At 66.8% G+C, this 22,732-nt stretch carries 21 protein-coding genes; 17 read left to right on the forward strand and 4 right to left on the reverse strand.

All coding sequences use genetic code 11. The features are described 5' to 3' along the window. Positions 1–22: 22 nt before the first annotated feature. The 15 genes from mltG (at position 23) to ACPP3B_RS13155 (ending at position 12,845) form a co-directional block, all read left to right on the forward strand. Entirely contained in the window at positions 23–1,042 is a 1,020-nt protein-coding gene (mltG, locus tag ACPP3B_RS13085) for an endolytic transglycosylase MltG (protein WP_424859267.1), read from the forward strand. Between the two features lie 5 nt (positions 1,043–1,047). Beyond that, positions 1,048–2,583, forward strand: coding sequence for a hypothetical protein (locus tag ACPP3B_RS13090; protein WP_424859268.1), 1,536 nt, complete (start codon positions 1,048–1,050; stop codon positions 2,581–2,583). Further along, positions 2,580–3,221 carry a dTMP kinase gene (gene tmk / locus ACPP3B_RS13095; RefSeq protein WP_299021742.1) on the forward strand — a complete coding sequence of 214 codons (642 nt, stop codon included), beginning with the start codon at positions 2,580–2,582 and terminating at the stop codon, positions 3,219–3,221. The genes ACPP3B_RS13090 and tmk overlap by 4 nt, the downstream gene beginning before the upstream one ends. Next, entirely contained in the window at positions 3,218–4,261 is a 1,044-nt protein-coding gene (locus ACPP3B_RS13100) for a DNA polymerase III subunit delta' (protein ID WP_424859269.1), read from the forward strand. The genes tmk and ACPP3B_RS13100 overlap by 4 nt, the downstream gene beginning before the upstream one ends. Next, positions 4,258–4,635, forward strand: coding sequence for a PilZ domain-containing protein (locus ACPP3B_RS13105; RefSeq protein ID WP_424859270.1), 378 nt, complete (start codon positions 4,258–4,260; stop codon positions 4,633–4,635). The genes ACPP3B_RS13100 and ACPP3B_RS13105 overlap by 4 nt, the downstream gene beginning before the upstream one ends. 42 nt (positions 4,636–4,677) lie before the next feature. Then, a complete protein-coding gene (locus ACPP3B_RS13110; protein WP_424859271.1) occupies positions 4,678–5,538 on the forward strand; it encodes a TatD family hydrolase in 861 nt (286 codons plus the stop codon). Beyond that, positions 5,535–6,206, forward strand: a complete 672-nt coding sequence (locus ACPP3B_RS13115) for an ankyrin repeat domain-containing protein (RefSeq protein WP_424859272.1) — start codon at positions 5,535–5,537, stop codon at positions 6,204–6,206. Before ACPP3B_RS13110 ends, ACPP3B_RS13115 begins: the two co-directional genes overlap by 4 nt. Positions 6,207–6,243: 37 nt before the next feature. After that, a complete protein-coding gene (locus tag ACPP3B_RS13120; RefSeq protein ID WP_424859273.1) occupies positions 6,244–6,711 on the forward strand; it encodes a tripartite tricarboxylate transporter TctB family protein in 468 nt (155 codons plus the stop codon). Between the two features lie 25 nt (positions 6,712–6,736). Then, positions 6,737–8,248, forward strand: a complete 1,512-nt coding sequence (locus ACPP3B_RS13125) for a tripartite tricarboxylate transporter permease (RefSeq protein WP_424859274.1) — start codon at positions 6,737–6,739, stop codon at positions 8,246–8,248. A 103-nt stretch (positions 8,249–8,351) separates the two neighbouring features. Next, entirely contained in the window at positions 8,352–9,158 is an 807-nt protein-coding gene (locus ACPP3B_RS13130; RefSeq protein WP_424859275.1) for an ABC transporter substrate-binding protein, read from the forward strand. Between the two features lie 64 nt (positions 9,159–9,222). After that, positions 9,223–9,918, forward strand: coding sequence for an ABC transporter permease (locus ACPP3B_RS13135; RefSeq protein WP_424859276.1), 696 nt, complete (start codon positions 9,223–9,225; stop codon positions 9,916–9,918). Positions 9,919–9,938: 20 nt separating this feature from the next. Further along, entirely contained in the window at positions 9,939–10,652 is a 714-nt protein-coding gene (locus tag ACPP3B_RS13140; RefSeq protein ID WP_424859277.1) for an ABC transporter permease, read from the forward strand. Continuing rightward, a complete protein-coding gene (locus ACPP3B_RS13145) occupies positions 10,653–11,783 on the forward strand; it encodes a succinylglutamate desuccinylase (RefSeq protein ID WP_424859278.1) in 1,131 nt (376 codons plus the stop codon). Between the two features lie 28 nt (positions 11,784–11,811). Further along, positions 11,812–12,588, forward strand: coding sequence for an ABC transporter ATP-binding protein (locus ACPP3B_RS13150; protein ID WP_424859279.1), 777 nt, complete (start codon positions 11,812–11,814; stop codon positions 12,586–12,588). A gap of 14 nt (positions 12,589–12,602) precedes the next feature. Beyond that, entirely contained in the window at positions 12,603–12,845 is a 243-nt protein-coding gene (locus tag ACPP3B_RS13155; protein WP_299018660.1) for a cysteine-rich CWC family protein, read from the forward strand. Between the two features lie 22 nt (positions 12,846–12,867). Here ACPP3B_RS13155 and ACPP3B_RS13160 read toward each other — a convergent pair whose 3' ends face one another. Further along, positions 12,868–13,353 (reverse strand): DUF1854 domain-containing protein, encoded by a 486-nt coding sequence (locus ACPP3B_RS13160; protein WP_424859280.1) that lies wholly within the window; start codon positions 13,351–13,353, stop codon positions 12,868–12,870. Positions 13,354–13,357: 4 nt separating this feature from the next. Continuing rightward, positions 13,358–15,640: an ABC transporter ATP-binding protein gene (locus tag ACPP3B_RS13165; protein WP_299018628.1), complete on the reverse strand. Its 2,283-nt coding sequence runs from the start codon at positions 15,638–15,640 to the stop codon at positions 13,358–13,360. Between the two features lie 121 nt (positions 15,641–15,761). Here ACPP3B_RS13165 and cphA (ACPP3B_RS13170) point away from each other — a divergent pair, with 121 nt between their 5' ends. Together cphA (ACPP3B_RS13170) and cphA (ACPP3B_RS13175) are read left to right on the forward strand one after the other, a co-directional pair. Then, the gene (gene cphA / locus ACPP3B_RS13170; protein WP_424859281.1) at positions 15,762–17,945 is read left to right on the forward strand and encodes a cyanophycin synthetase; all 2,184 of its coding nucleotides are present in this window, start codon (positions 15,762–15,764) and stop codon (positions 17,943–17,945) included. 19 nt (positions 17,946–17,964) lie between these two features. After that, the gene (cphA, locus tag ACPP3B_RS13175; protein ID WP_424859282.1) at positions 17,965–20,553 is read left to right on the forward strand and encodes a cyanophycin synthetase; all 2,589 of its coding nucleotides are present in this window, start codon (positions 17,965–17,967) and stop codon (positions 20,551–20,553) included. Positions 20,554–20,569: 16 nt separating this feature from the next. On the opposite strand, the gene ACPP3B_RS13180 is transcribed toward cphA (ACPP3B_RS13175), so the two are convergent. Then, a complete protein-coding gene (locus ACPP3B_RS13180) occupies positions 20,570–21,490 on the reverse strand; it encodes an LD-carboxypeptidase (protein WP_424859283.1) in 921 nt (306 codons plus the stop codon). Between the two features lie 8 nt (positions 21,491–21,498). Next, positions 21,499–22,560 carry a tRNA adenosine(34) deaminase TadA gene (gene tadA / locus ACPP3B_RS13185; protein ID WP_424859284.1) on the reverse strand — a complete coding sequence of 354 codons (1,062 nt, stop codon included), beginning with the start codon at positions 22,558–22,560 and terminating at the stop codon, positions 21,499–21,501. Positions 22,561–22,732: the final 172 nt, after the last annotated feature.

Genomic DNA, 22,732 nt, shown 5'->3' on the forward strand with positions numbered 1-22,732 from the left:
TCCCCCGCGGCCCCCATTGTCCGTGAGCCGATCATTGCCTTCTTCCCTTGCCCGTTGGTCTTTATGGGTCGCGCTGGCGGTTCTCGCGGCCGCCACTGCCGTGGCGCTGTGGCTGCATCGTCCGCTGCCCCTGCGGCTCGCCGGGCAACCCTACGTGGACGTCGTGATCCAGCCGGGCATGTCCGCCCGCCAAATTGCCGAGCACTTGGTCGAGGCGGGGGTGGACACCTCAGCTTGGGGCCTGTTCGCTTGGTTTCGCCTGTCTGGACAGGCGCACCTGCTCAAGGCCGGCAGCTACGAAATCGAGCCGGGCACCACCCCCCGTGCGCTACTCGAACAGTTGGTGCGCGGCCGCCAAGCCGTGCGGCGCCTGACGCTGGTGGAGGGCTGGAATCTACGTCAGGTGCTGCAGGCGGTGCGGACGGCCGAATACTTGGTCGATGATTTGCCCCCTGGGGACGACCCGGTGGCGCTGGCGCGGCATCTGGGGTTGCCCAGCGGCCATGCCGAAGGCCGATTTTTCCCGGACACCTATATTTACCCCAAGCGCTCGACCGCCTCGCGCGTGCTGCAGCAGGCCGCCGCGGCCATGGACGAGCGGCTGGCGCAGGCGTGGGCGCAGCGCCAGCCCAACCTGCCGCTGCGTTCGCCCGAGGAGGCGCTGATCCTGGCCAGCATTGTCGAGAAAGAAACCGGCGACGGATCCGATCGCCCGCTGATCGCCGGTGTCTTCATCAACCGATTGCGCATCGGCATGCGGCTGCAGAGCGACCCCACGGTCATTTACGGCCTGGGCGAGCGCTTCGATGGCAATCTGCGTCGGCGCGACCTGCTGACCGACACACCCTACAACACGTATACCCGAGCGGGGCTGCCGCCCACCCCGATTGCGATGCCCGGTTGGGATGCGCTGCTGGCCACGGTGCAGCCCGCCTCGACGCGCGCGCTGTATTTCGTGGCCCGGGGTGATGGCACCAGCGCCTTCAGCCAAAGCCTGGAGGAGCACAACCGAGCCGTGCGGCGGTATCAGTTGGGGCGGTGACATCCATGATGGCGTTTCGATGGTGGGCCTTGGGAGTCGCGCTGCTGTACGGCGGCTGGGCGGCTGCGCGCGGCTGGGGCATCGCGGGTCTGGAGTGGGACGAAGCCGAGCAGGTGCTGCACGCGCAGCGCCTGCAGTGGGGATATGGCCCGCAGCCACCGTTGATGGAGTGGCTGGTCTGGGCGTTGCGGCAAATCGTGCCTGTCTCCCCCTTGGTCGCCTTGCTCGCGATCAAGGCGGCTTTGCTGTGGGGGCTTGCCGTTATCGCGGCATGGACGGTCGCACGAGCGGTGCGGGATGACCGCTGGGGTGTCGCCAGTGGGACGTGGTTGCTGACGTTGACCCCGTTGCTGTGGGATGGCCCGCGGTCACTGACCCACAGCCTGTTGGCAGCGACCGCCATCGGGGCGGTACTCGCGGCCGCTATGCCGCTGATGACACACCCCCTGCAGTCCATGTCGGCCCGCCGTTGGGTGGCCCTGGGGTTGGCCTGCTCGGCCGCCTTGCTGGCCAAGTACAACACGGTGCTCGTGTTGGCGGCGTTGATCGTGACGTGGATGGCGGTGCTGTGGCGCGCCACCGGCGGGTTTCGCAATAGTGCGCGACAGGGTTGGCAGCAGCATGGACGGGGCCTGGGGTGGATGGTGTTGGGGTTGATGCCCGTCGTGCCGCATGCGTTGTGGTTGTGGGGGCATCGAATGGACGTCGCGGCGGAGCTGCAGACTAAGATGCAGGGCGTCACCGGGCGCGAGTCCACCGCGTTGGAGGTGCTGATCGCATGGGCGGCGACGGCTGGGGTGTCCGTGCTGATCTGGGTGTTGGCCCGGGCGATGACGGGCCGGCAACGGGTGGCCACGAATCCTGCCGCGAGCGGCGAGCCACCCGGCTGGCCCTGGCGTACGCTCGCCTACGGCGCGGCGATCGCGGTTCTGTTGCTGTTTTTGGTCGCATCGGGGGCCTTGCAAGACGTCCAGCAACGCTGGATCCTGCCCATGGCGGTGCCGGCGCTCGTGTTGTTCGCGGTCGATCGCGGCCCCCGAGATTGGACCATGGCGCGGGCCATGACCATCGGGTCGCTCGCGCTCGTGGTGCTGGGACTCGCGCTGTTGCTGGCGCGCCCCGTCGTGCTCGAACGCCTGGGGCGCCCGTCGTGGAGTCAGTTGCCGGCGCGCGATATCGCGCACTGGGTCGATTCGATGGCGGGGCCGCAGACGGTGGCGGTCGTGCAACCGATTCACGTGGCGGGTGCGATCGCCCTGCACACGTCGGCCGTGCGCTGGGTCGCATATCCGGGATCTTCAAAACTGGCCGTTCCCACCGACGTGGACGCCTGTGACGTGCTTTGGGTGAGCGCCCGAGCCCCCAAACCCGGACCGGCCATCGCCACCGAACTCGGCTACCGCGCAGAAGGGGCACTGCAGAGCTACCGCTGGCATGCCGCGTCATCGGCATCTAGTGGGGGCACGCTCTACGCCCAGCGCTGGGTGACCGATGCGCGGCCGTGCCCGTCCTTGCGCAGCGTGTACGATCGACTGCCATGAGCGATCGACCGCAGCCCCTTTTCATCACCTTCGAAGGCATCGACGGCGCCGGCAAATCGACCCACATCGCCACGCTGGCCGAGCGGCTGCGCCACCAGGGGCGTGCGGTGACGGTGACCCGCGAGCCCGGCGGCACCGCGCTGGCCGAGGCGCTGCGCGAGAACCTGCTGCGCACGTCCATGGATGCCCTGACCGAGGCGCTGCTGGTGTTTGCCGCCCGGCGCGACCACCTGCGGCACGTCATCGAGCCGGCGCTGGCGGCGGGGCAGGTGGTGCTGTGCGACCGCTTCACGGACGCCACGTTTGCCTACCAAGGGTACGGGCGGGGCTTCGATCTCGACGTGTTGCGCACCCTCGAGCGCTGGGTGCAGTCGGGCCCGGCCGGCTGGCGACAGCCCGATCTGACCTTGTGGTTCGACGTGCCGCCCGAGGTGGCGGCAGCGCGACTGGCGCAGGCGAGGGCACCCGACCGGTTCGAGGCGCAGCCGCAGGCGTTCTTCGAGCGCGTGGCGGCCGGTTACGCCGCGCGCGCAGCCGAGGCGCCACAGCGGATCGTTCGCATCGACGCGCGGGCAGAAGTGTCCGCTGTCTGGCAACAGGTGGAGGCCGCCTGTCGCGCGCGGGGGGTGCTGCCATGACGCTTGCGCCGTGGCTGCAGCGCCAACTGCGGTCGTTGCTCGCGCTGCGGGGACACGCCGTGTTGCTGGCCGGCCCGGCGGGGCTGGGTCAGTTCGAACTGGCGCTGGCGCTGGCGCGCGCCTGGCTGTGCGAGCGGCCGAACGAGCAGGGCGCCTGCGGCACCTGTCCGTCGTGCCACGCAATCGACGTGCGCACCCATGCCGACTTGTTCGCGCTGATGCCGGAGCAGCAGGCGATCGAACTGGGCTGGCCGCTCGATCCGCTCACGCAGGAGCGCATCGAGCGCAAGGAGATCAAACCCAGCCGCCAGATTCGAGTCGAGGCGACGCGCGCCGCGGTGGCGTTCACCCAGGTCACCCATGCGCGCGAGCCCGGCAAAGTGGTGCTGATCCATCCGGCCGAAGCCCTCAATCCCGAGTCGGCCAACACGTTGCTCAAGACCCTGGAAGAACCGCCGGGCCGGGTGCGCTTCGTGCTGGCCACCGAAGCCGCCCATCAATTGCTGCCCACCATCCGCAGCCGCTGCCTAACGCATGCCATGCGCTGGCCCGACGAGCACGAGGGCCGGGCGTGGCTGAGCCGGGTGGCGGCGACCGACTACCCGGCGTTGGGCGAGGACGACTGGGCTGCCTGCTGGCGGGCGGCAGGGGCGCGCCCGCAAGAAGCGCTGAACTGGGCCAGCCTGGGCCTGACGGCGCGCTTGTGGGCGGAATTACCGCAGCGGCTGGCGCACGGGGACTGGACACCGATCGCCGACTGGCCGCTGGCGCGCCAGTTACAAGTGGCGATGATGCTGTGCCACGACGCCATGGCGCAGGCAGCGGGGGCTGCGCCGCGCTACTTTGCGGCCGATGCGCTGCCCACGGCACCCCCGCAGCGCTTAGGCGGTTTGTGGCGGGCCTTGCAGCAGGCCCGGCGCACCGTGGAGCACCCGGTTCAGGCGGGGCTGTGGACGGAAGCCTGGGCACAACGCATGCGCACGGCCTTTGCGACCGCGCGGCCGTCACGGGCGGCCGCGGCGCTACACTCGCGGGCATGAGCACGGGCCCGTCTGCGGGGGATGCGGCCAACCATCCGCGTCCCACCGTCATCCAACTGTCGATCAAGGAAAAAGGCGCGCTCTACGCCGCCTACATCCCGCTGTTTGCCGAGGGCGGCATCTTCGTGCCGTCCACGCGGGAGTATGCCTTGGGCCAAGACGTGTACGTGCTGCTGACGCTGCCCGATGATCCGCAGCGGTACCCGGTCGCGGGCAAGGTCGCGTGGATCACGCCCGCTGGCGCCACTGGCTCGCGCACGCAGGGCATCGGGGTGCGATTTCCGGCCGATGACAAATCGCGCGCGCTCAAAGCCCGGATCGAGGAAATCCTGGGCTCACACCTGGCCTCGGATCGCCCGACACAAACGATTTGACGATGCTGGCGCTGGGCCCAGCATGCCACACGAACCGACCTCATGTATACCGATTCCCATTGTCACCTCGACTTTCCGGAGCTGCAGCAAAACGTCGCGGAGGTGTTGGCCGCGATGCGAGCCGCCCGCGTCGATCGCGCGCTGTGTATCTGCACCACGCTGGAAGGGTTCGATGCGGTGCACCGCTTGGCCCTGCAAGGCGCGCAGCCCACGCCGCCGTGGTTGTGGGCGACGGTGGGCGTGCACCCGGACAACGAAGGCGTGCGCGAGCCTACGGTGGCCGATTTGACCGAGCGCGCGGCGCTCGCGCGCGTCGTGGCCATTGGCGAGACCGGGCTCGATTACTACCGCCTGGGCGAGCGCACCGTGGCCGACATGGAGTGGCAGCGGCAGCGCTTTCGCGTCCACATCCGCGCGGCGCGGCAGACGGGCTTGCCGCTCGTGATCCACACCCGCAGCGCGTCTGACGACACGCTCGCCATCCTGCGCGAGGAGGGGGGATTCACCTCGGCCGCGGCCGGGGATGGTCGTGGCAGCGTCACGGGCGTGTTTCATTGCTTCACCGAGACGCGGGAGGTCGCGCGCGCGGCGCTCGACATGGGTTTTTATATTTCGTTTTCGGGGATTCTGACGTTCAAGAACGCGGCAGACCTGCGCGATGTCGCTCGCTACGTGCCGCTGGAGCGCTGCTTGATCGAAACCGACAGCCCTTATCTGGCGCCGGTGCCGCACCGGGGCAAGACCAATACCCCCGCGTTCGTGCCGCTGGTGGCCGCCCAGTTGGCCGAGCTCAAAGGCGTACCGGTGGAAGCGGTTGCGGCCGCGACGAGCGACAACTTCGAGCGGCTTTTTCTGCAGCCGGTGTCGACGCCGATCATCGAGCAAAGCTCAGACGCGACATGAAAAACGTCACGCAATGGCTTGTCGTAACGGTGCTTTCCGTATACTGCGGATTGGCATTCGGGCAGCGCTCGTACGACCAGTTCATCACCGCCGTGGTGCGCGACGATGTGGCCACCGTGCGGCAGCTGCACGCGCGCGGGTTCGACCTCGACACCCCCGACCCCGACCTGAATCCGGCCCTGGTGTTGGCGCTGCAGCGTGATGCGCTGGCCGTGGCCCGCTACTTGGTCGATCAACCCAGCGTCAATATCGAAGCGCTCAACGCGGCTGGCGAAAATGCCCTGATGATGGCAGCACTGCGAGATCACTTGGACATTGTGCAACGTTTGCTCGCGCGCGGCGCACAGGTCAACCGCCCGGGTTGGGCGCCCCTGCACTATGCCGCTGCCAACAAGGGGGCGCACGCGCTGGCCATCACGCGCCTGCTGTTGGAGCACCACGCCTACATCGATGCCGAGTCGCCCAACCGCACGACCCCTCTTATGATGGCGGCCCGCTACGGCCGCGAGGAAGTGGTGCGCCTATTGCTGGACGAGGGGGCGGACCCGACGTTGCGCAACCAGCAAGGGCTGGATGCGATGGACTTTGCCCGCCAGGTCGGACGCCAAACCGTGGTGGATATGATCGCGGCCTCCATTCGCGCCCGCCAGCCGCGCGGGCAATGGTGAACGACCAGAACCAGGTTTGACCGAACGAGGATGCGAGATGACCAATCCGCAACAGGCAACGAGACGTGATGCCCACGATCTGCTGGGCGGGCTGCTGATGGCCATCCTGGGCTTTGCGGCGGCATGGTACGCCCACGGCCACTATGAGCTGGGTACCCCCCGCAACATGGGGCCGGGGTTTTTTCCGTTTTGGCTTGGGCTTTTGCTGGGCGTGTTAGGCGTGCTCATTGCGCTGCCGGCGCTGGTGCGCCCCGGTGTGCGCATCGCCGTGGCATGGCGTACGCTGGCGTGTGTCATCGGCTCTCTTGTGCTGTTTGCCGCGGCGCTCAAGCCCGCGGGCCTGGTCTTGGCCACGGCGGCTTCCGTGCTGCTGGCGTCGCTCGCCGATCGCAGCATGGCGTGGCGCACGCGCCTGATCGCCGCTGCCGTCATCGCGGCCTTGTGCTGGCTGGTCTTCAGCCTGGCGCTGGGCATGGTGCTGCCAGTCTGGCCGTGGAGCGCCTGATAGCGGACATCGAGGACACCCAACCATGGATATCGCACAAGGACTCTGGCTCGGGCTGCAGCAAGCCATGCAGCCGATGATGCTGCTGTATTGCTTCATCGGCGTCTTCATCGGTACCCTGATCGGTGTGCTGCCCGGCATCGGGGCGATGGCCACGATCTCGCTGCTGCTGCCAGTCACCTATCACATTCCCCCGACCGCGGCCATCATCATGCTGGCCGGGGTCTACTATGGCGCGCAGTACGGGGGCTCCACCGCATCCATCCTGCTCAATCTACCGGGTACTCCGTCCTCGGCGGTGACTTGTCTGGACGGATATCCGATGTCGAAACAGGGTAGGGCGGGCGTCGCGCTTTTCATGACGACCTTCGCGTCTTTCGTGGGCTCGATGTTGGGCATCGTGATACTGGCCGGTTTTGCACCGGCCATCGCCGAGATTGGACTGAAGTTTGGTCCGGCGGAGTATTTCGCGATGATGCTGCTGGGCCTGATCGCGGCGTCCACGCTGGCGTCGGGATCGCCCGTCAAGGGCTTGGCCATGGTCGTGCTCGGGCTGTTGCTGGGCACGGTGGGCACCGATGTCAACTCGGGGCAGGCGCGCTACGACTTCGGCATCCCCGAGCTGATGGATGGCATCAACATCGTGGCATTGGCGATGGGGCTGTTTGGTATCGCCGAAGTGGTGAGCTCCGTCAACCAGCCGCGCGAGGGCCAGATCAACGACCGCATCACGTGGCGCTCGATGTTGCCAACCCCGGCCGACTGGAAGGCGTCGATCATGCCCATGCTGCGCGGCACCGGTATCGGCAGTTTTTTCGGGGCGCTGCCCGGCACGGGTGCGTCGATCGCGTCGTTCATGGCCTATGCCACCGAAAAGAAGCTGGCGCGCGACCCGTCGCGCTTTGGCAAAGGCGCCATCGAAGGGGTGACCGCCCCTGAGGCCGCCAACAACGCCGCTGCACAGACGGCGTTCGTGCCCACGCTGTCGCTGGGCATCCCGGGCGACGCCGTCATGGCGCTGATGCTAGGCGCCCTCATCATCCACGGCATCCAGCCCGGGCCGCTGCTCATGACGAACCAGCCCGACCTGTTCTGGGGTCTGATCGTGAGCTTTGGCATCGGCAACCTCATGCTGATGATCCTGAATCTGCCGCTGGTGGGCATGTGGGTGGCGATCCTGCGCATTCCGTATAGCGTGCTATATCCGGCCATCCTCGTTTTCATCGCGCTGGGCACCTACAGCGTCAACAACAACGTGTTCGACATCTACATGGTGGCGATCATCGGGCTGCTGGGCTATGCGCTGGCCGTGCTGCGCTTCGAAGCGGCGCCGCTGATGCTCGGCTTCGTGCTCGGGCCGTTGATGGAGGAAAACCTGCGACGTGCGTTGCTGCTGTCACGCGGCGACGCGATGGTCTTCATCGAGCGCCCGATCAGCTTGGGCTTCATGCTGGCCTGTGGCGCGCTGCTGGCCTGGTCGCTGTGGGGTGCGCTGCGCCAGGCGCTGCGGGCGCGTGAGCGCGCCCGGGAATCGTGATTCAAAAGTTCTACAATTTGTATTATGTTAAGTCATCAGTCAGGGAGCTCCGCGGGTAAACCATAGCCGGCCTTCACTCTTGGTAGCCCCTACAATGCTCGGTATGTTCAACTACCCTGGTGACATCTTCATGAACCGTCGTCACGTTCTGCACGCCATTGGGCTTGCCGCAGCCTTGGCCACGGGTACTGTCCAGGCCCAGAGCAACGAGCTCAAGGTCGCCATCGATCCCACCTACGAGCCCTTCACCTACAAAACCCCCGATGGCAAGCCCACGGGCTTCGACGTCGACATCGCCGAAGCCATCTGCGCCAAGCTCAACCGCAAGTGCGTCTATGTCGAGCAGGTGTGGGACGGCATGATCCCCGGTCTGATGGCGCGCAAGTACGACGTCATCATCAGCTCGATGTCGATCACCGACGAGCGCAAAAAGGTGGTCGACTTCTCGGACAAGTATTACAACACCCCCAGCGGCATCGTCGTCAAGGAAGGCACGCCTTACAGCGGTCCCGCGTCGCTCAAGGGCAAGAAAATCGGTGTGCTCAAGGGCAGCACGCAAGAGAAATACGCCATGGGCGAGCTCAAACCCGCCGGTGTGCAGGTCATCCCCTACGAGGCTCAAGACCAGGTCTACCTCGACATCAAAGCCGGACGCCTGGATGGCACGGTCGCCGACAAGGTCGAGGTACAGGGTGGCTTCCTGCGCAAACCCGAGGGCAAGGGCTACGGCTTCGTTGGTCCCGAGCTGTACGATCCGAAATACTTCGGCTATGGGGCCGGTGTGGCGATGCGCAAGGGCCAAGACAAGCTCAAGGCCGATATCAATGCCGCGATCAAGGCGATCCGCGCCGACGGTACCTATGACAAGATCGCCAAGAAATACTTCGACTTCGATCCGTACGGCAAATAATCGAACGGAGTGAAGGGCGCGTCGCCCGGTGTCGAACCGGTGCGGCGCGTTTTTCGTTGCACCGATGCTCGACTATATTCCTCGCATCTTGGAGGGGGCGCTGCTCACCGTGGCGGTGTCTCTGTTGTCCCTGGCTGTCTCGATCGTTTTGGGGTTGCTGGGGGCGTCGGCCAAATTGTCTGGACATCCTGTTCTCTCGGCGTTGGCCACGGTGTACACCACTGTGGTGCGTGGCGTCCCAGAACTGGTGCTGATGCTGCTCGTTTTCTACGGCGGCACCATCGGCCTGACGCATTTGCTCGAGACGCTGGGCCACACTGAAGCCGTCGACATCAACCCCTTCGTCGCGGGCGTGGGCACCATCGGCTTCATCTATGGCGCATACATGACGGAAACCTTTCGCGGCGCGATGCTGGCGATTCCACGTGGCCAAATGGAGGCCGCGTGGGCATTCGGCATGGGGCGGCTGCAAACATTTTTCCGCATCACGCTGCCGCAAATGGTGCGCTACGCCCTGCCCGGCTTCACCAACAATTGGCTGGTGCTCATCAAGAGCACGGCATTGGTCAGCCTCATCGGTCTGCAAGACATGACGTATTTGGCCAAGCAGGCCTCAGCTGCGACGCGTGAGCCGATCTTTTTCTTCGTGTTCGTGGCTGCACTGTTTTTGGTGTACACGTCGGCGTCGCTGTGGGTGCTGCGGCGGCTCGATGAACGGTTCAGCCTCGGGGTGCGCCGCGCCACCTCGTGGCAGAGCTGATTTGGCCGAAAGATCCCGCCGTGAATTGGTCCGTCATTTTCGAGCCCGCCCAGCTCCAGCTTTACGCTGAAGGGCTGCTCACGACCCTGAAGCTGTTGCTGTCGTCGTTGGCGGTGGGTGGGGTGCTGGCGCTGTTTCTGGCGCTGGCGCTCAATAGCCGCTATCGCTGGTTGCGCTGGCTGGTGGGCAGCTACACCTACGTGATCCGCGGCACGCCGTTGTTGATCCAGGTCTATCTGATTTACTACGGCATCGCCCAACTGGAATGGGTACAGGCGCGTTGGGATGCCGTCTGGCCGTGGACCTGGTTCAAGGACGCGTTTTTCTGTGCCCTGCTGGCGTTTGCGCTCAACACCGCTGGCTACACCGCCGAGATGCTGGCCGGCGCCATCCGCGAAACCCCCGCCGGCGAAATCGAGGCCGCACGTGCCATGGGCATGTCGCCGCGGCAGGTGCTCTGGCGCATCGTCATGCCCAGCGCCCTGCGGCGAACGCTACCCGCGTACAGCAATGAAGTCGTCATGATGCTGCACAGCACCAGCTTGGCGAGTACGGTACCGGCGATGCTGGACCTGACGGCGGCGGCCAGCCGCGTGTATTCCGATTTTTATTTGCCGTTCGAGGCCTACCTGTTCGCGGCGGCCATCTATCTCTCGATCACTTTCATGCTGGTGGGCTTGTTCAAGTGGGCCGAACGACGCTTTTTGGCCCATTTGGCGCCCCGCCGAACCTGAATGGACGCCCGTCACCATACCCTGCCCTGCACCAGCCTCGGTAGCACGCGCACGCTGACCAGCCTGCATTACGGCGTGGCAGCAGCGCGCCCCAAGGTGTATATCCAGGCCAGCCTGCATGCGGATGAGCTGCCAGGGATGCTGGTCGCGCACCACTTGCGTGAGCGCCTGACGAAGGCTGAGCGATCCGGGCAGGTGTTGGGGCAGGTGGTGCTGGTGCCGGTGGCCAACCCGATCGGGCTGGCCCAGCGCATCGATCACCGGCCCATGGGGCGGTTCGAGCTCAACACCTCCGAGAATTTCAACCGGTCCTACCCCGATCTGGCGCAAGTGGCGTTCGAGCGAGTGGGTCGCGAGCTGGGCTCGGACCTCGACAAGAACGTGGCCATGGTGCGCGCTGCGGTGCTCGATTGGTTGTCCGAGCAGACGCCGCTGACCGAACTCGAAGGCTTGCGGCTGACGCTGTATCGCCTGGCGGCCGATGCCGACGTCGTGCTCGATTTGCACTGCGACGCCGAGGCCGTGCTGCACCTGTACAGCGAAACCGCGTGCTGGCCGGCGCTCGAACCACTGGCCTGCTGGCTGGGCGCGCAGACCGTGCTGGTGGCCGACTACGGAGCGGGTGGCCAGCCGTTCGACGAGCAGCTCTCCGGGCTGTGGTCACAGTTGGCGGCGCGGTTAGCGGCGCACGGCATCGAGGTGCCGTTGCCGCAGGCTTGCGCCAGCGCGACGGTCGAGCTGCGCGGCGAAGCGGACGTCGGCCACGCCTGGGCCGAGCGCGACGCCGACGCCATCTGGCGCTACCTGCAGCATCTCGGCATCATCGCGGGTGACCCCGGCCCGGTTCCCGAGCCTCGCTTCGTCCCCACGCCGCTGGCGGGATCGGAGCCTCTCAAGGCCCCCTGCCCCGGCGTGATCGCTTTCCATGCCGACGTGGGGGCGGTGCTGCCCCCCGACGCGCTGGTCGCCGAGATCATTGACCCCCTCTCTGGCCATACGGTCCCCTTGCGTACCGCGCAGGGTGGCGTACTGTACGCCCGTACGCGAGAACGCTACGCCCCCGCCGGTTTGACGGTGGCCAAAGTGGCGGGCCACCGGCCGGTGCGCACCGGCAATCTGTTGTCCGAGTGATGCGACGACCCACGATCGAACGATTTCCATGAGCAACGCCCCCATCAAACTCCAGGTCGAAGATATCCACAAGCGCTATGGCAGCCACGAGGTGCTCAAAGGGGTGTCGCTGACGGCGCGCGCCGGCGACGTCATCAGCATCATTGGCAGCTCCGGGTCTGGCAAGAGCACCTTTTTGCGCTGCATCAACCTGCTGGAAAAGCCCCATGCGGGGCGCATCGTCGTCGCGGGCGAGGAGCTACGCCTCAAGCCCGCGGCGGACGGCGAGTTACAGGCGGCCGATCCTGTCCAACTGCAGCGGCTGCGTACCCGGCTGGCCATGGTGTTCCAGAACTTCAACCTCTGGAGTCACATGACCGTGCTGCAAAACATCATCGAGGTGCCGGTGCATGTGCTCAAGGTGCCGCGCGATCAGGCGGTGGCCAACGCGCGCAAGTATCTCGAGCGGGTGGGTCTCAACGGCGTGGAAGACCGCTATCCCGCGCACATGAGCGGCGGGCAGCAGCAGCGTGTGGCCATTGCCCGGGCGCTGGCGGTCGAACCTGAGGTGATGCTGTTCGACGAACCCACCAGCGCGCTCGACCCGGAGCTGGTGCAAGAGGTGCTGCGCGTGATGCAGGGCCTGGCCGAGGAGCACCGCACCATGGTCGTCGTGACGCACGAAATGGGCTTTGCGCGTGAGGTCTCCAACCACGTCGTCTTTTTGCACCAAGGGCGCATCGAAGAGGAAGGCGACCCCAAGCAGGTGTTGACCTCGCCGCGCAGTGAGCGGCTGCAGCAGTTCCTCAGCGGCAACTTGAAATGACGCGAGACCTTGGGATGGGATCTGAGGGTTGCGTTCCTGATCCTTCCCGCTGCCCCCTATGCGGCCAGCCCAACGGCTGTGCAATGGTGCGGGAACGCACAAGCGGTGAGCCGCAGCCGCCCTGCTGGTGCACCCGCGCCACCTTCAGCGCCGAGCTGCTCGCGCGCATTCCCGCCGCCGCGCGCGGCAAGGCTTGTGTCTGTGCCGCGTGTGTCGGCACCGCAATGTCTGGCGCCGACGGCGAGCGCCGGGGATGAGGGGCGCGCGCCACGGGATGACTCATAAAAAGCGGTCGAGCAACCGCCGGCTGTGCCGGTCCAGCTCCTGCGGGCGGCGAATCAGATACTGCACCCCATGGCTGTCCTGGATCAGCAAGACGTCGCGGGACAGTCGTCGGATATCCTCTTCGCCTTTGAGCACAAAGCGCGTCACGCCGCGGTCGGTCTGCACGGTCCAGGTGCTCGGGGTGGCAAAGCTGCTGACCTCCAGCAGCCGCTGGATGACGGGGGTGAATTCGCGCTCTTGGAGTGCTTGCTCGACGAGCGCTCGCGTCGCCGCATCGAGCGTGTCCAGGCTGTCGATGAAGGCCACCTCACGGCCGTCGGGGCCCATGAGCGCAATGTGGTGCCGCGGCGCTTGAATCGGAAACGCCCGCACGGCGACCACGCCGCTGACCCATTGGCCGCTGGGGTCGCGCCATTCCAGCCGGCCGGCGGCATTGCGCCGCAATACGGGCTGGCTCGTTGGGGATGGGGTCGTCGTCATGGGTTTACTCCCGCAGCCAGTCGCGTTCGGCTTCCGCCTGGCGCGCCTGCGCCTGGTACAGCCGCCAATAGGCCCCCTGGCGCGCCATCAGCTCGTCGTGGGTGCCCTCTTCCACTTTGCGGCCCTTGTCCATCACCACCAACCGATCGGCGCGGCGCAGGGTGGACAGGCGGTGCGCGATGGCGATCGTCGTGCGCCCGCGCACCAAATTGTCCAGCGCCTTCTGGATTTCTTTTTCGGTCTCGGTGTCCACGCTAGAGGTGGCTTCGTCCAGAATCAGAATGCGCGGGTCGATCAGCAGTGCGCGCGCGATGCTGATGCGCTGGCGCTCGCCGCCCGACAGGCCTTGCCCGCGCTCGCCCACGAGTGAGTCATAGCCTTGGGGCAAGCGCAAAATGAACTCGTGCGCATGGGCAGCGCGGGCGGCGGCGATGATCTCCTCGCGTGTGGCGTCGGGCTTGCCGTAGGCGATGTTTTCCGCGATCGTGCCAAAGAACAAGAACGGCTCTTGCAGCACCAGCCCGATGTGGCGCCGATAGTCCGCCACGCGCAACTGCCGGATGTCCACGCCATCGACCAGGATTTGCCCTTCGGCCACGTCGTAGAAGCGGCAGATGAGGTTCACCAACGTACTCTTGCCCGAGCCGCTGTGGCCGACCAGGCCGATCATCTCGCCCGGCCGCACCTCCAGGTCGAGCCCCTGGATGACGGCGCGGTTGCCATAGCGAAAGCCGACCCCGCGCAGCTCGATGCGCCCCTGCACCGACGGCAGCGACACCGGCTGGGCCGGTTCGGGCACACTCGAGACGTGATCCAAGATGTCGAAGATGCGCTTGGCGCCCGCCGCCGCTTTTTGCGTGACCGAGACGATGCGGCTCATCGAGTCGAGCCGCGTGTAAAAACGCCCGATGTAGGCCAGAAACGCCGTCAGTACCCCCACCGTCACCGAACCCCGCGCCACCAGCCAGATGCCAAAGCCCCACACCACCAGCAGGCCGATCTCGGTCAGCAGCGACACTGTGGGTGAAAACAGCGACCACAGCCGGTTGAGCCGGTCGTTGACCTCCAGGTTGTGCCGGTTGGCGTCGCGAAAGCGTTGTGCCTCGCGCCCCTCCTGGGCAAAGGCTTTGACGACACGGATGCCCGGAATCGTGTCGGCCAGCACATTGGTGACCTCGGCCCAGACGCGGTCGATCTTCTCGAAGCCGGTGCGCAGCCGGTCACGCACGACATGAATGAGCCAGCCGATCAGCGGCAGCGGCAGCAGCGTGGCCAGCGCCAGTGTGGGGCTGATGGAAAACAAAATCACCGCCGTCATCGCGATCATGATCACGTCGGTGGCGAAGTCCAGCAGGTGCAGGGACAGAAAGATGTTGATGCGATCCGTCTCCGAGCCGATGCGCGCCATCAGGTCACCGGTGCGGCGGTTGCCGAAGTACTCCAGCGACAGGCCCAGCAGGTGCTCGTAGGTCGTGGTGCGCAGATCGGCACCGATGCGCTCCGATACCAGCGCCAGGATATACGTCTTGGCCCAACCCAGCCCCCACGCCAGCAGCGAGGCGGCCAGCAGCCCGCTCAGCAGCCAAGCGACCAAAGTCCAGTCGACCGGCGTGCCGTTTTGGTATGGAATCAGCACGTCGTCCATCAACGGGATGGTCAGGTACGGCGCCACCAAACTGGCCGCCGTGGACGCCAGCGTGAGCAGAAAGCCCGCCAGCAGCTGCCAGCGATAGGGGCGCGCAAAGCGCCACAAGCGCAACAGCGTCCGCGTCGACGGCGGTGTGTGTACCACCTGCGCACACACCGCGCACTCGTCGTCCTCCGGCTCCATCGGCGCGTGGCACACCGGGCAGTGCAGCGCGGCGGGAGCCATCGGGGGTGTCGCGCCCTCTGGGCTGTCGCGCAGCGCCTCGAAGCGCTCGATCAGGCGTTGCGCTGCCAGCTGCCGCCCCAGGGTGTAGCGCCACACCGCCAGCCGCTGCGGCTCATCGCCCGCCCTCCCCTCACGCATCAGCTCCAGCGTGGCCACGCCGTTGTGGTCGTGGCTCCACAGGGACAGACCGGGCTCTATCGACCAGCTTTGAACCGCTGCCTGTGGCGTTGCCACCCAGCACAATTGACGCCCTGCAATCCACAGCAGCCCTTCACGAAAACGCAGCTGCTCATCAAGGTCGGTCAACAACCAGACGGTATGGTCCTCGCCCCTACCCGCGGTGGCCCTCACGGCTTCGCGCCAGACGGCAGGCAGCCCTGACAACCCGGGCACAGGTGGACTCGGATACGACATGTTGCAATTTCGTTTCGAAGCTGGGGGATGGCTCGGTTCACAATACCACGTTGCGTCATCCAAGCATCCCGTTCGAAAATCGCGCATTCTACGGCTGTCATCTCCACGCTCTTCGCATCCCATGCCGCACTCGACCATCCAGATCCGCCGCATGCACTACTTGCGCGGCCCCAACCTCTGGACCTACCGTCCAGCGATCGAGGCCCTGATCGACATCGGCGAACTCGAAGACCACCCCTCCAACACCATTCCCGGCCTGTATGAACGACTGACCGATTGGCTGCCGGGACTGGTGGAACACCACTGCGGCGTGGGCGAGCGCGGCGGTTTTTTGCAGCGGCTACGCGAGGGGACCTGGCCCGGGCACATCATGGAGCACGTCGCCATCGAGCTGCTCAACCTGGCGGGTATGTCCACCAGTTTTGGTCAAACTCGCTCGACCGACGAGCGGGGTGTATACAAGCTGGTCATCCGCGCCCGCGAGGAGCACGTCGCGCGCCAAGCGCTGTTGGATGCGCGTGATCTGCTCATGGCGGCGATCGAGGACCGCCCGTTCGATGTGCCCGCCGCCGTCAAAGGCCTCAAGGCGCTGATCGACCGCCATGCGCTGGGCCCCAGCACGGCCGCCATCGTCGATGCCGCGACGGCGCGCCGCATCCCCCATATCCGTCTGACCGAGGGCAACCTGGTGCAACTGGGTTACGGCGTCAACCAACGCCGTATTTGGACCGCGGAGACCGATCGCACGAGCGCCATCGCCGAGACGATCTCGCGCGACAAGGACCTCACCAAGCGGCTGTTGGCCGAGTGCGGCGTTCCGGTCCCGGAGGGCCGCGTCGTCACCTGCGCCGAGGACGCGTGGGAAGCCGCGCTGGAGATTGGCCTGCCCGTGGTCGTGAAACCGGTCGACGCCAACCATGCGCGAGGGGTGTCGCTGGACGTGCGCACGCGCGAGGAGATCGAGGCGGCCTACACGCTGGCGCAACGCGAAGGCTCCGAGGTGATGGTCGAGCGCTTCATCCGAGGCCACGAGCACCGCGTGTTGGTCATCGGCAGCCGGGTTGTGGCGGCTTCTCGCGGTGAGCGCGCGGTGATCATCGGCGACGGGGTGCATACCGTGCGCGAGCTCATCGAGCGCGACATCAACAGCGACCCGCGCCGTGGTGAGGAAGAAGAGTTTCCGCTCGACACCATCCGCCTGCCGGAGAACCGCGACGTGATGCTGGAGCTGCGTCGCCAAGGCTTGACGCCCGACAGCGTGCCCGAGGCAGGGCGTGAGGTGCTGGTGCAACGCACGGGGTTGCTCACCGATGACGTGACCGACCAAGTCCACCCAGACGTGGCCGAGCTGGCCGCGCTGGCGGCGCGCATCGTGGGGCTGGATATCGCCGGCATCGACCTGGTGGTGGAGGACATCGGCCAGCCCCTGGCCGCGCAGGGTGGCGCCATCGTCGAGGTCAATGCTGGCCCTGGCCTGCTGCCACACCTCAAGCCTGCACGCGGGCAGCCTCGTCCCGTGGGCGAGGCCATCGTCGCGCATTTGTTTCCCGGACGAGACAACGGCCGCATTCCGGTGGTGGGCATTACGGGGACGCGCGAGACCGCGCCACTGGCGTTGCTGGTGGGGCTGTTGTTGCAGCTGTCAGACCACACGGTGGGCGTTTCATGCGGCGGACGGCTCTACTTACAGATGCAGCCCATCGACGCCAGCCCGCCGTCGGACTGGGAGGCGGGCCAGCGCATCTTGATGAATCGCAGCGTCGATGCGGCCGTCATCGAGAGCTCGCCACGCACCATGCTGGACGAGGGCTTGCCCTATGACCGCTGCCAGGTCGGCATCGTCACCGATGTACCCGATCCCGTGGGACTGGAAGACCACTACATCACCACACGCGAGCACCTGCGCAAGGTGTTGCGCACGCAGGTCGACGTGGTGCTGCCGCAGGGCTGCGCCGTGCTCAATGCCGACTGCGAGGTCAGTGCGGGTTTGGCCGAGCTGTGCGATGGCGACGTACTGCTGTACAGCACCGATCCGCGCCATGCCCGGCGCGAAGCCCATGTCGCCGATGGCCGGCGCTTCGTCACCGTCGACGGACGCCAGGTGGTGTTGATACAGGCCAGCGGCGCCACCGGCACGCTCGACCTCGATCACCCGGGCATCGTGGCCCTGTTGCAGCACATCGAGCTGCCCACGTTGCTGGCGGCCATCGGCGCGGGGGTTGCGCTGGGCCTGTCACCGGGCTTGATTCGCGCAGGTATGGAAACCGCCACCACCACCCTCCGCACGCTGCTGACGGATATCTAACCAACGCTGCATCGCCACCATGAACGTCACCCGTTTGCGGGCCCTGCGGGGCCCCAACCTCTGGAGCCGCTACACGGCCATCGAAGCCACCGTGCAATGCACCCCCGACGAGGTGGACTTGCGGCGCATGCCGGGTTTCGAGGAGCGACTGCGGCAGCGGTTTCCCGAACTGGGCATGCTGCCCGAGCCAACGGCTGAGGGCGTGCTGTCGATGGCGCATGCGCTGGAAATCACTGTCCTGGCCCTGCAAACCCATGCGGGTTGCCCTGTCAGCTTCAGCCGCACGGTCGCCGCAGCCGACCCCGGCGCCTATCAGGTCGTGGTCGAGTACAGCGTCGAAGACGTGGGGCGGCTCGCTTTCGATCGGGCGCTGGCGTTGCTGCAAGCCGCCGGTGACGATCAACCCTTCGATGTCGCCAGCACCATTGCTGAGCTCAAGGAACTGGACGAGGATTTGCGCCTGGGGCCCTCGACCGGCGCGATCGTCGAGGCCGCGGTCGCCCGTGGCATTCCGTACCGGCGCCTAACCAGCGGCAGTTTGGTGCAGTTTGGCTGGGGCAGCAAACAGCGGCGCATCCAAGCGGCCGAGTGCGACACCACCAGCGCCATCGCCGAATCGATCGCCCAAGATAAAGAGCTGACCAAGCAATTGCTGCACGCAGCGGGCGTGCCGGTGCCGCTCGGGCGCCCCGTGCGCGACGCCGAGGATGCCTGGCGCGCCGCGCAAGAGCTGGGCGGTGCCGTCGTCGTCAAGCCGCGCGATGGTAATCAAGGCAAGGGTGTCACCGTCAACATCCGCACACGCGAACAGGTGATGGCCGCGTACGAAGTCGCCAGCCGCTACGGCAGCGAGGTCATGGTCGAGCGCTATCTGCCCGGCATCGACTTTCGGCTGCTGGTCGTCGGGCGCAAACTGGTGGCCGCGGCGCGGCGCGATCCCCCGTTGGTGGTGGGCGATGGCGTGCATACCGTACGCCAACTGGTGGACGCCGTCAACGCCGATCCCCGGCGCGGCGACGGCCACGCCACACCGCTGACGCGCATCCGGCTCGACGACATTGCGTTGGAACGGCTGGCACAGCAGGGCTTGACGCCCGACGACGTCCCACCCCGCGGCATGCGCGTCGTGCTGCGTAACAACGCCAACCTCTCCACCGGAGGGACGGCGACTGATGTAACGGACGAGGTCCATCCGCTGGTGGCCCAGCGCGCCGTGGCCGCGGCGGTGACCGTCGGGTTGGACGTGTGCGGGGTGGACGTGGTGTGCCAAAGCGTGGTCGAGCCGCTGGAAGCGCAAAGCGGGGGGATCGTCGAGGTCAACGCCGCCCCGGGTCTGCGCATGCACTTGAGCCCCTCTTATGGCAAGGGGCGCAACGTCGGGCAGGCCATCATCGACCACATGTTTACGCCGGGTGAGGACGGGCGCATCCCCGTCATCGCCGTCACGGGTACCAACGGCAAAACCACCACGGTGCGCCTGACGGCGCACCTGCTGCGCCAGCGCGGTTGGCGCGTGGGCTTTACCGACACCAACGGCGTCTATGTCAACGGCCGACAAATCGACAGCGGCGATTGCAGCGGCCCCAAGAGCGCCCGCCGCGTGCTGGCCCATCCGGACGTGGACGCGGCCGTATTGGAGACCGCGCGTGGCGGCATTTTGCGTGAGGGACTGGCGTTCGATCGTTGTCAGGTCGCCATCGTCACCAACATCGGCACGGGCGACCACCTCGGTCTCCACTACATCACCACCGTCGAAGACCTCTCGGTTCTCAAGCGCGTCATCGTGCAGAACGTGGCCGATCATGGCACGGCCGTGCTCAACGCGGCGGATCCCCACTGTGTCGCCATGGCCGATTTCTGTCCCGGGCAGGTGACCTACTTTGGCCCATCGGCGCACCATCCAGTCATTGCGACGCATCGGGCCCTGGGGCGGCGTGTCGTGTTCGTCGACGGTGACAACATCGTCGCTGCCGAGGGCCAATGGCAAGTGCGCATCCCGCTGGCGCAAATCCCGCTGACCGAGGGGGGGGCGCTGGCCTTCCAGGTCGACAACACCATGGCTGCGATCGCCGCGGCCTGGGCCGTGGGCGTGCCGTGGGATGCCATCGTGCGAGGGCTGGAGAGCTTCACGTCCGATGCGGCCACGGTGCCCGGGCGGTTCAACCGCTTCGCCTACCGCGGGGCCACGGTCATCGCCGACTACGGGCACAACCCCGATGCGATCGCGGCGTTGTGTCAGGCGGCGCAGCGGCTGCCGGCGGGCAAGCGGGTGGTCGTCATCAGTGCGGCGGGTGACCGGCGCGACCAGGACATCGTGGCGCAAGCGAGGCTGATCGGCGAGGTTTTCGACGAGGTCGTGCTGTTCGAGGACGCCTGCCAGCGCGGCCGCGCCGATGGCGAGGTGATCGCGCTGCTCGAGCAAGGCCTGCGCAATGCCACCAAGACCCGGTGGCAAACCGCGGTACGGGGTGAGTTCGCTGCCATCGACATCGCGCTGGCCCGCCTGCAGCCTGGCGATCTGTGCCTGATCCTGGTCGATCAAGTGGAGGAGGCGCTGGCGCACATCGCGCGCCGCGTGGCGGAGAGCGAGCAGCCCGCCACTGCGTGAGCCAGTCCCGTCTGAATCAGCCCCAAAACAGCAGCGCGTCGCGGCCCTCCACGAGGAGATCGACGCGCCGTCCCACCGGCAGCACGACCTTGGTAGGCACATGCCCGAACGGCAACCCGGTGAGCACCGGCACGCCCGGTAACTGTGTACGCAACCACGCGACCACGCTCTCGAGGCGAAAGCCGCGGTCGTGCGGCGTGAGGGTATAGCGGTTGAACGCCCCCAGCAAGATGGCGCGCTGGCGCGGCAACACGCCAGCCAGCAGCAACTGCGTCAACATCCGCTCGACCCGGTAAGGGTGCTCGCCCACGTCTTCCAGAAACAGCAGCCCGCCCTCCACCTCGGGCAGGTAAGGCGTGCCGACCAGCCCCGTCAGTATCGACAGGTTGCCGCCCCAAAGGGTGGCGTTTTCTACCCGCCAACCGTCGGCCAGCGCAGGATGCGCGCGCACGTCGCCCGAGGGCAGCCGCCAGCCGCTGCCCTCCCCCACACCCTGCACCAAATCGTCGAAGCAGGCAGTGGTGATCTCATCGAGCGGCTCGTCTGTCCAGTCCTCCATCAGCGCGGGGCCTGCCCAAGTGACCGTACCACGCTGGGCCAGTACCGCCAGATGAAACGCCGTGAAGTCGCTCAGCCCTACCCAGGCCATCCCGCGTTGGGCGGCGCTGTCGATCGCGTCGTAGGGCAACCACGTGAGTAGCCGCGTCAAGCCGTACCCGCCACGGGTGGTCAACGCCACATCGGCCCCGCTGGCCGCCGCGCGCTCGATCGCCGCCAAGCGGGTCGCGTCGTCCCCCGCAAAGCGCTGATGGCGCGACAGGGCGTCTGGGTCGATCTCGACCTCGTAGCCGGCGGCCTGCAAGCGGCGCACGGCGCGCCGGAACGCAGCGCGATCCTGCACTGCCCCGCTGGGAGAGTAGAGGTACACACGTGGCATGGGCACCATTATCGGGCCGCTGCGGCCCAGGCCCGCTGTCCTGCGCGGTGCCCCGGATCTGGAAACGGCGCATCGACCCACTCGGGCTGCTCGGGCATCAAGTCCGCGTCTGCCACTGACAGCGTGGCCCGGATCCGCGCCCCCAGCACGGCGTACAAGGCAGGCAGCAGCCATTGCGCCCCAGGCGCCCACGCCAGCCGACAGTCAGACACATCCAGCGCGTCCAACCAGGCCCGCAGAATCTCGGCATGACGCTCGGGCGAGTGCCACGATGCTTTTTTGGGTTTGTCGCTCTGACCAAAGCCGATCAGATCTGGCACCAACACGCGCTCGCCCGCCTGCAGCCGCGCCGTCACCCAGGGCAGCCACTGCGGCCACCAGCCGCGTGGGCCGTGCAGACAGACCCAAGGCGGCGTCGATTCTGCGGGCCCCACATCCAGCCAATGCAGGCGCAGGCCCTCCAGCTCAGGCAAGTCTTGCCGCGCATGCGAATGCTGCGGGGAAATCCCCCAACGGGCGGCTTGTGCCCAGATGGCCTCGAACGCCTGCGCTGGCGCGCGCAGCGCATCGTCGCGCAGCGGCTGCGCTTGCGCGCGCTGCTCGGCGCGGCGCCGGACGAAAAACTCGCGCATCAACGACGCCGCTTCATCTGCCCGCACGCCGGCGAGCACTGCCGTATGCGCGTTGAGCGCGGGCTGCGCAAACAGATCGACCACCGACCCCGCCGCGCCCATGCGGGGCTCGGGCGCCCCATACACCACGCGCGCCAAGCGCGCGTGCAGCGCTGCCTGGGCGCACATCGCGCACGGCTCCACCGTCACGTATAGGGTGCAACCCTCCAGTCGATAGTTGCCCAGTGTCTGCGCCGCCTCGCGCAGTGCGACGACCTCGGCATGCGCCGTCGGGTCATGGGCGGTGATCGAGCGGTTGTGACCGCGCCCGACGATGCGCCCGTCGCAGACCACGACGGCGCCCACCGGCACCTCGCCCGCCCCGGCCGCCTGCCGTGCCAGCGCGAGCGCTTCGGCCATGTACTTGTCGTCGGTTTCGACGATGGCACCCTGCTCCATGCACTGCTTTCGTGTCGGGGGCGGTTTGGTGCTGGGCTGTGGCAGCCAAGCGTTCTCTGCAACGCTGGGGGATTGTAAAAGGCCTTTCAAGTCATGACTGCCAGCGCGACTTGCCCCGCGTCACCCGGGCCTTGCTGGACTGCTGCGCCACGATCTTGACGCGGCCGCCTCC

Origin of the sequence: Tepidimonas sp. HKU77 (genome assembly GCF_049728535.1) — a bacterium.
Classification (GTDB): Bacteria; Pseudomonadota; Gammaproteobacteria; order Burkholderiales; family Burkholderiaceae_C; genus Tepidimonas.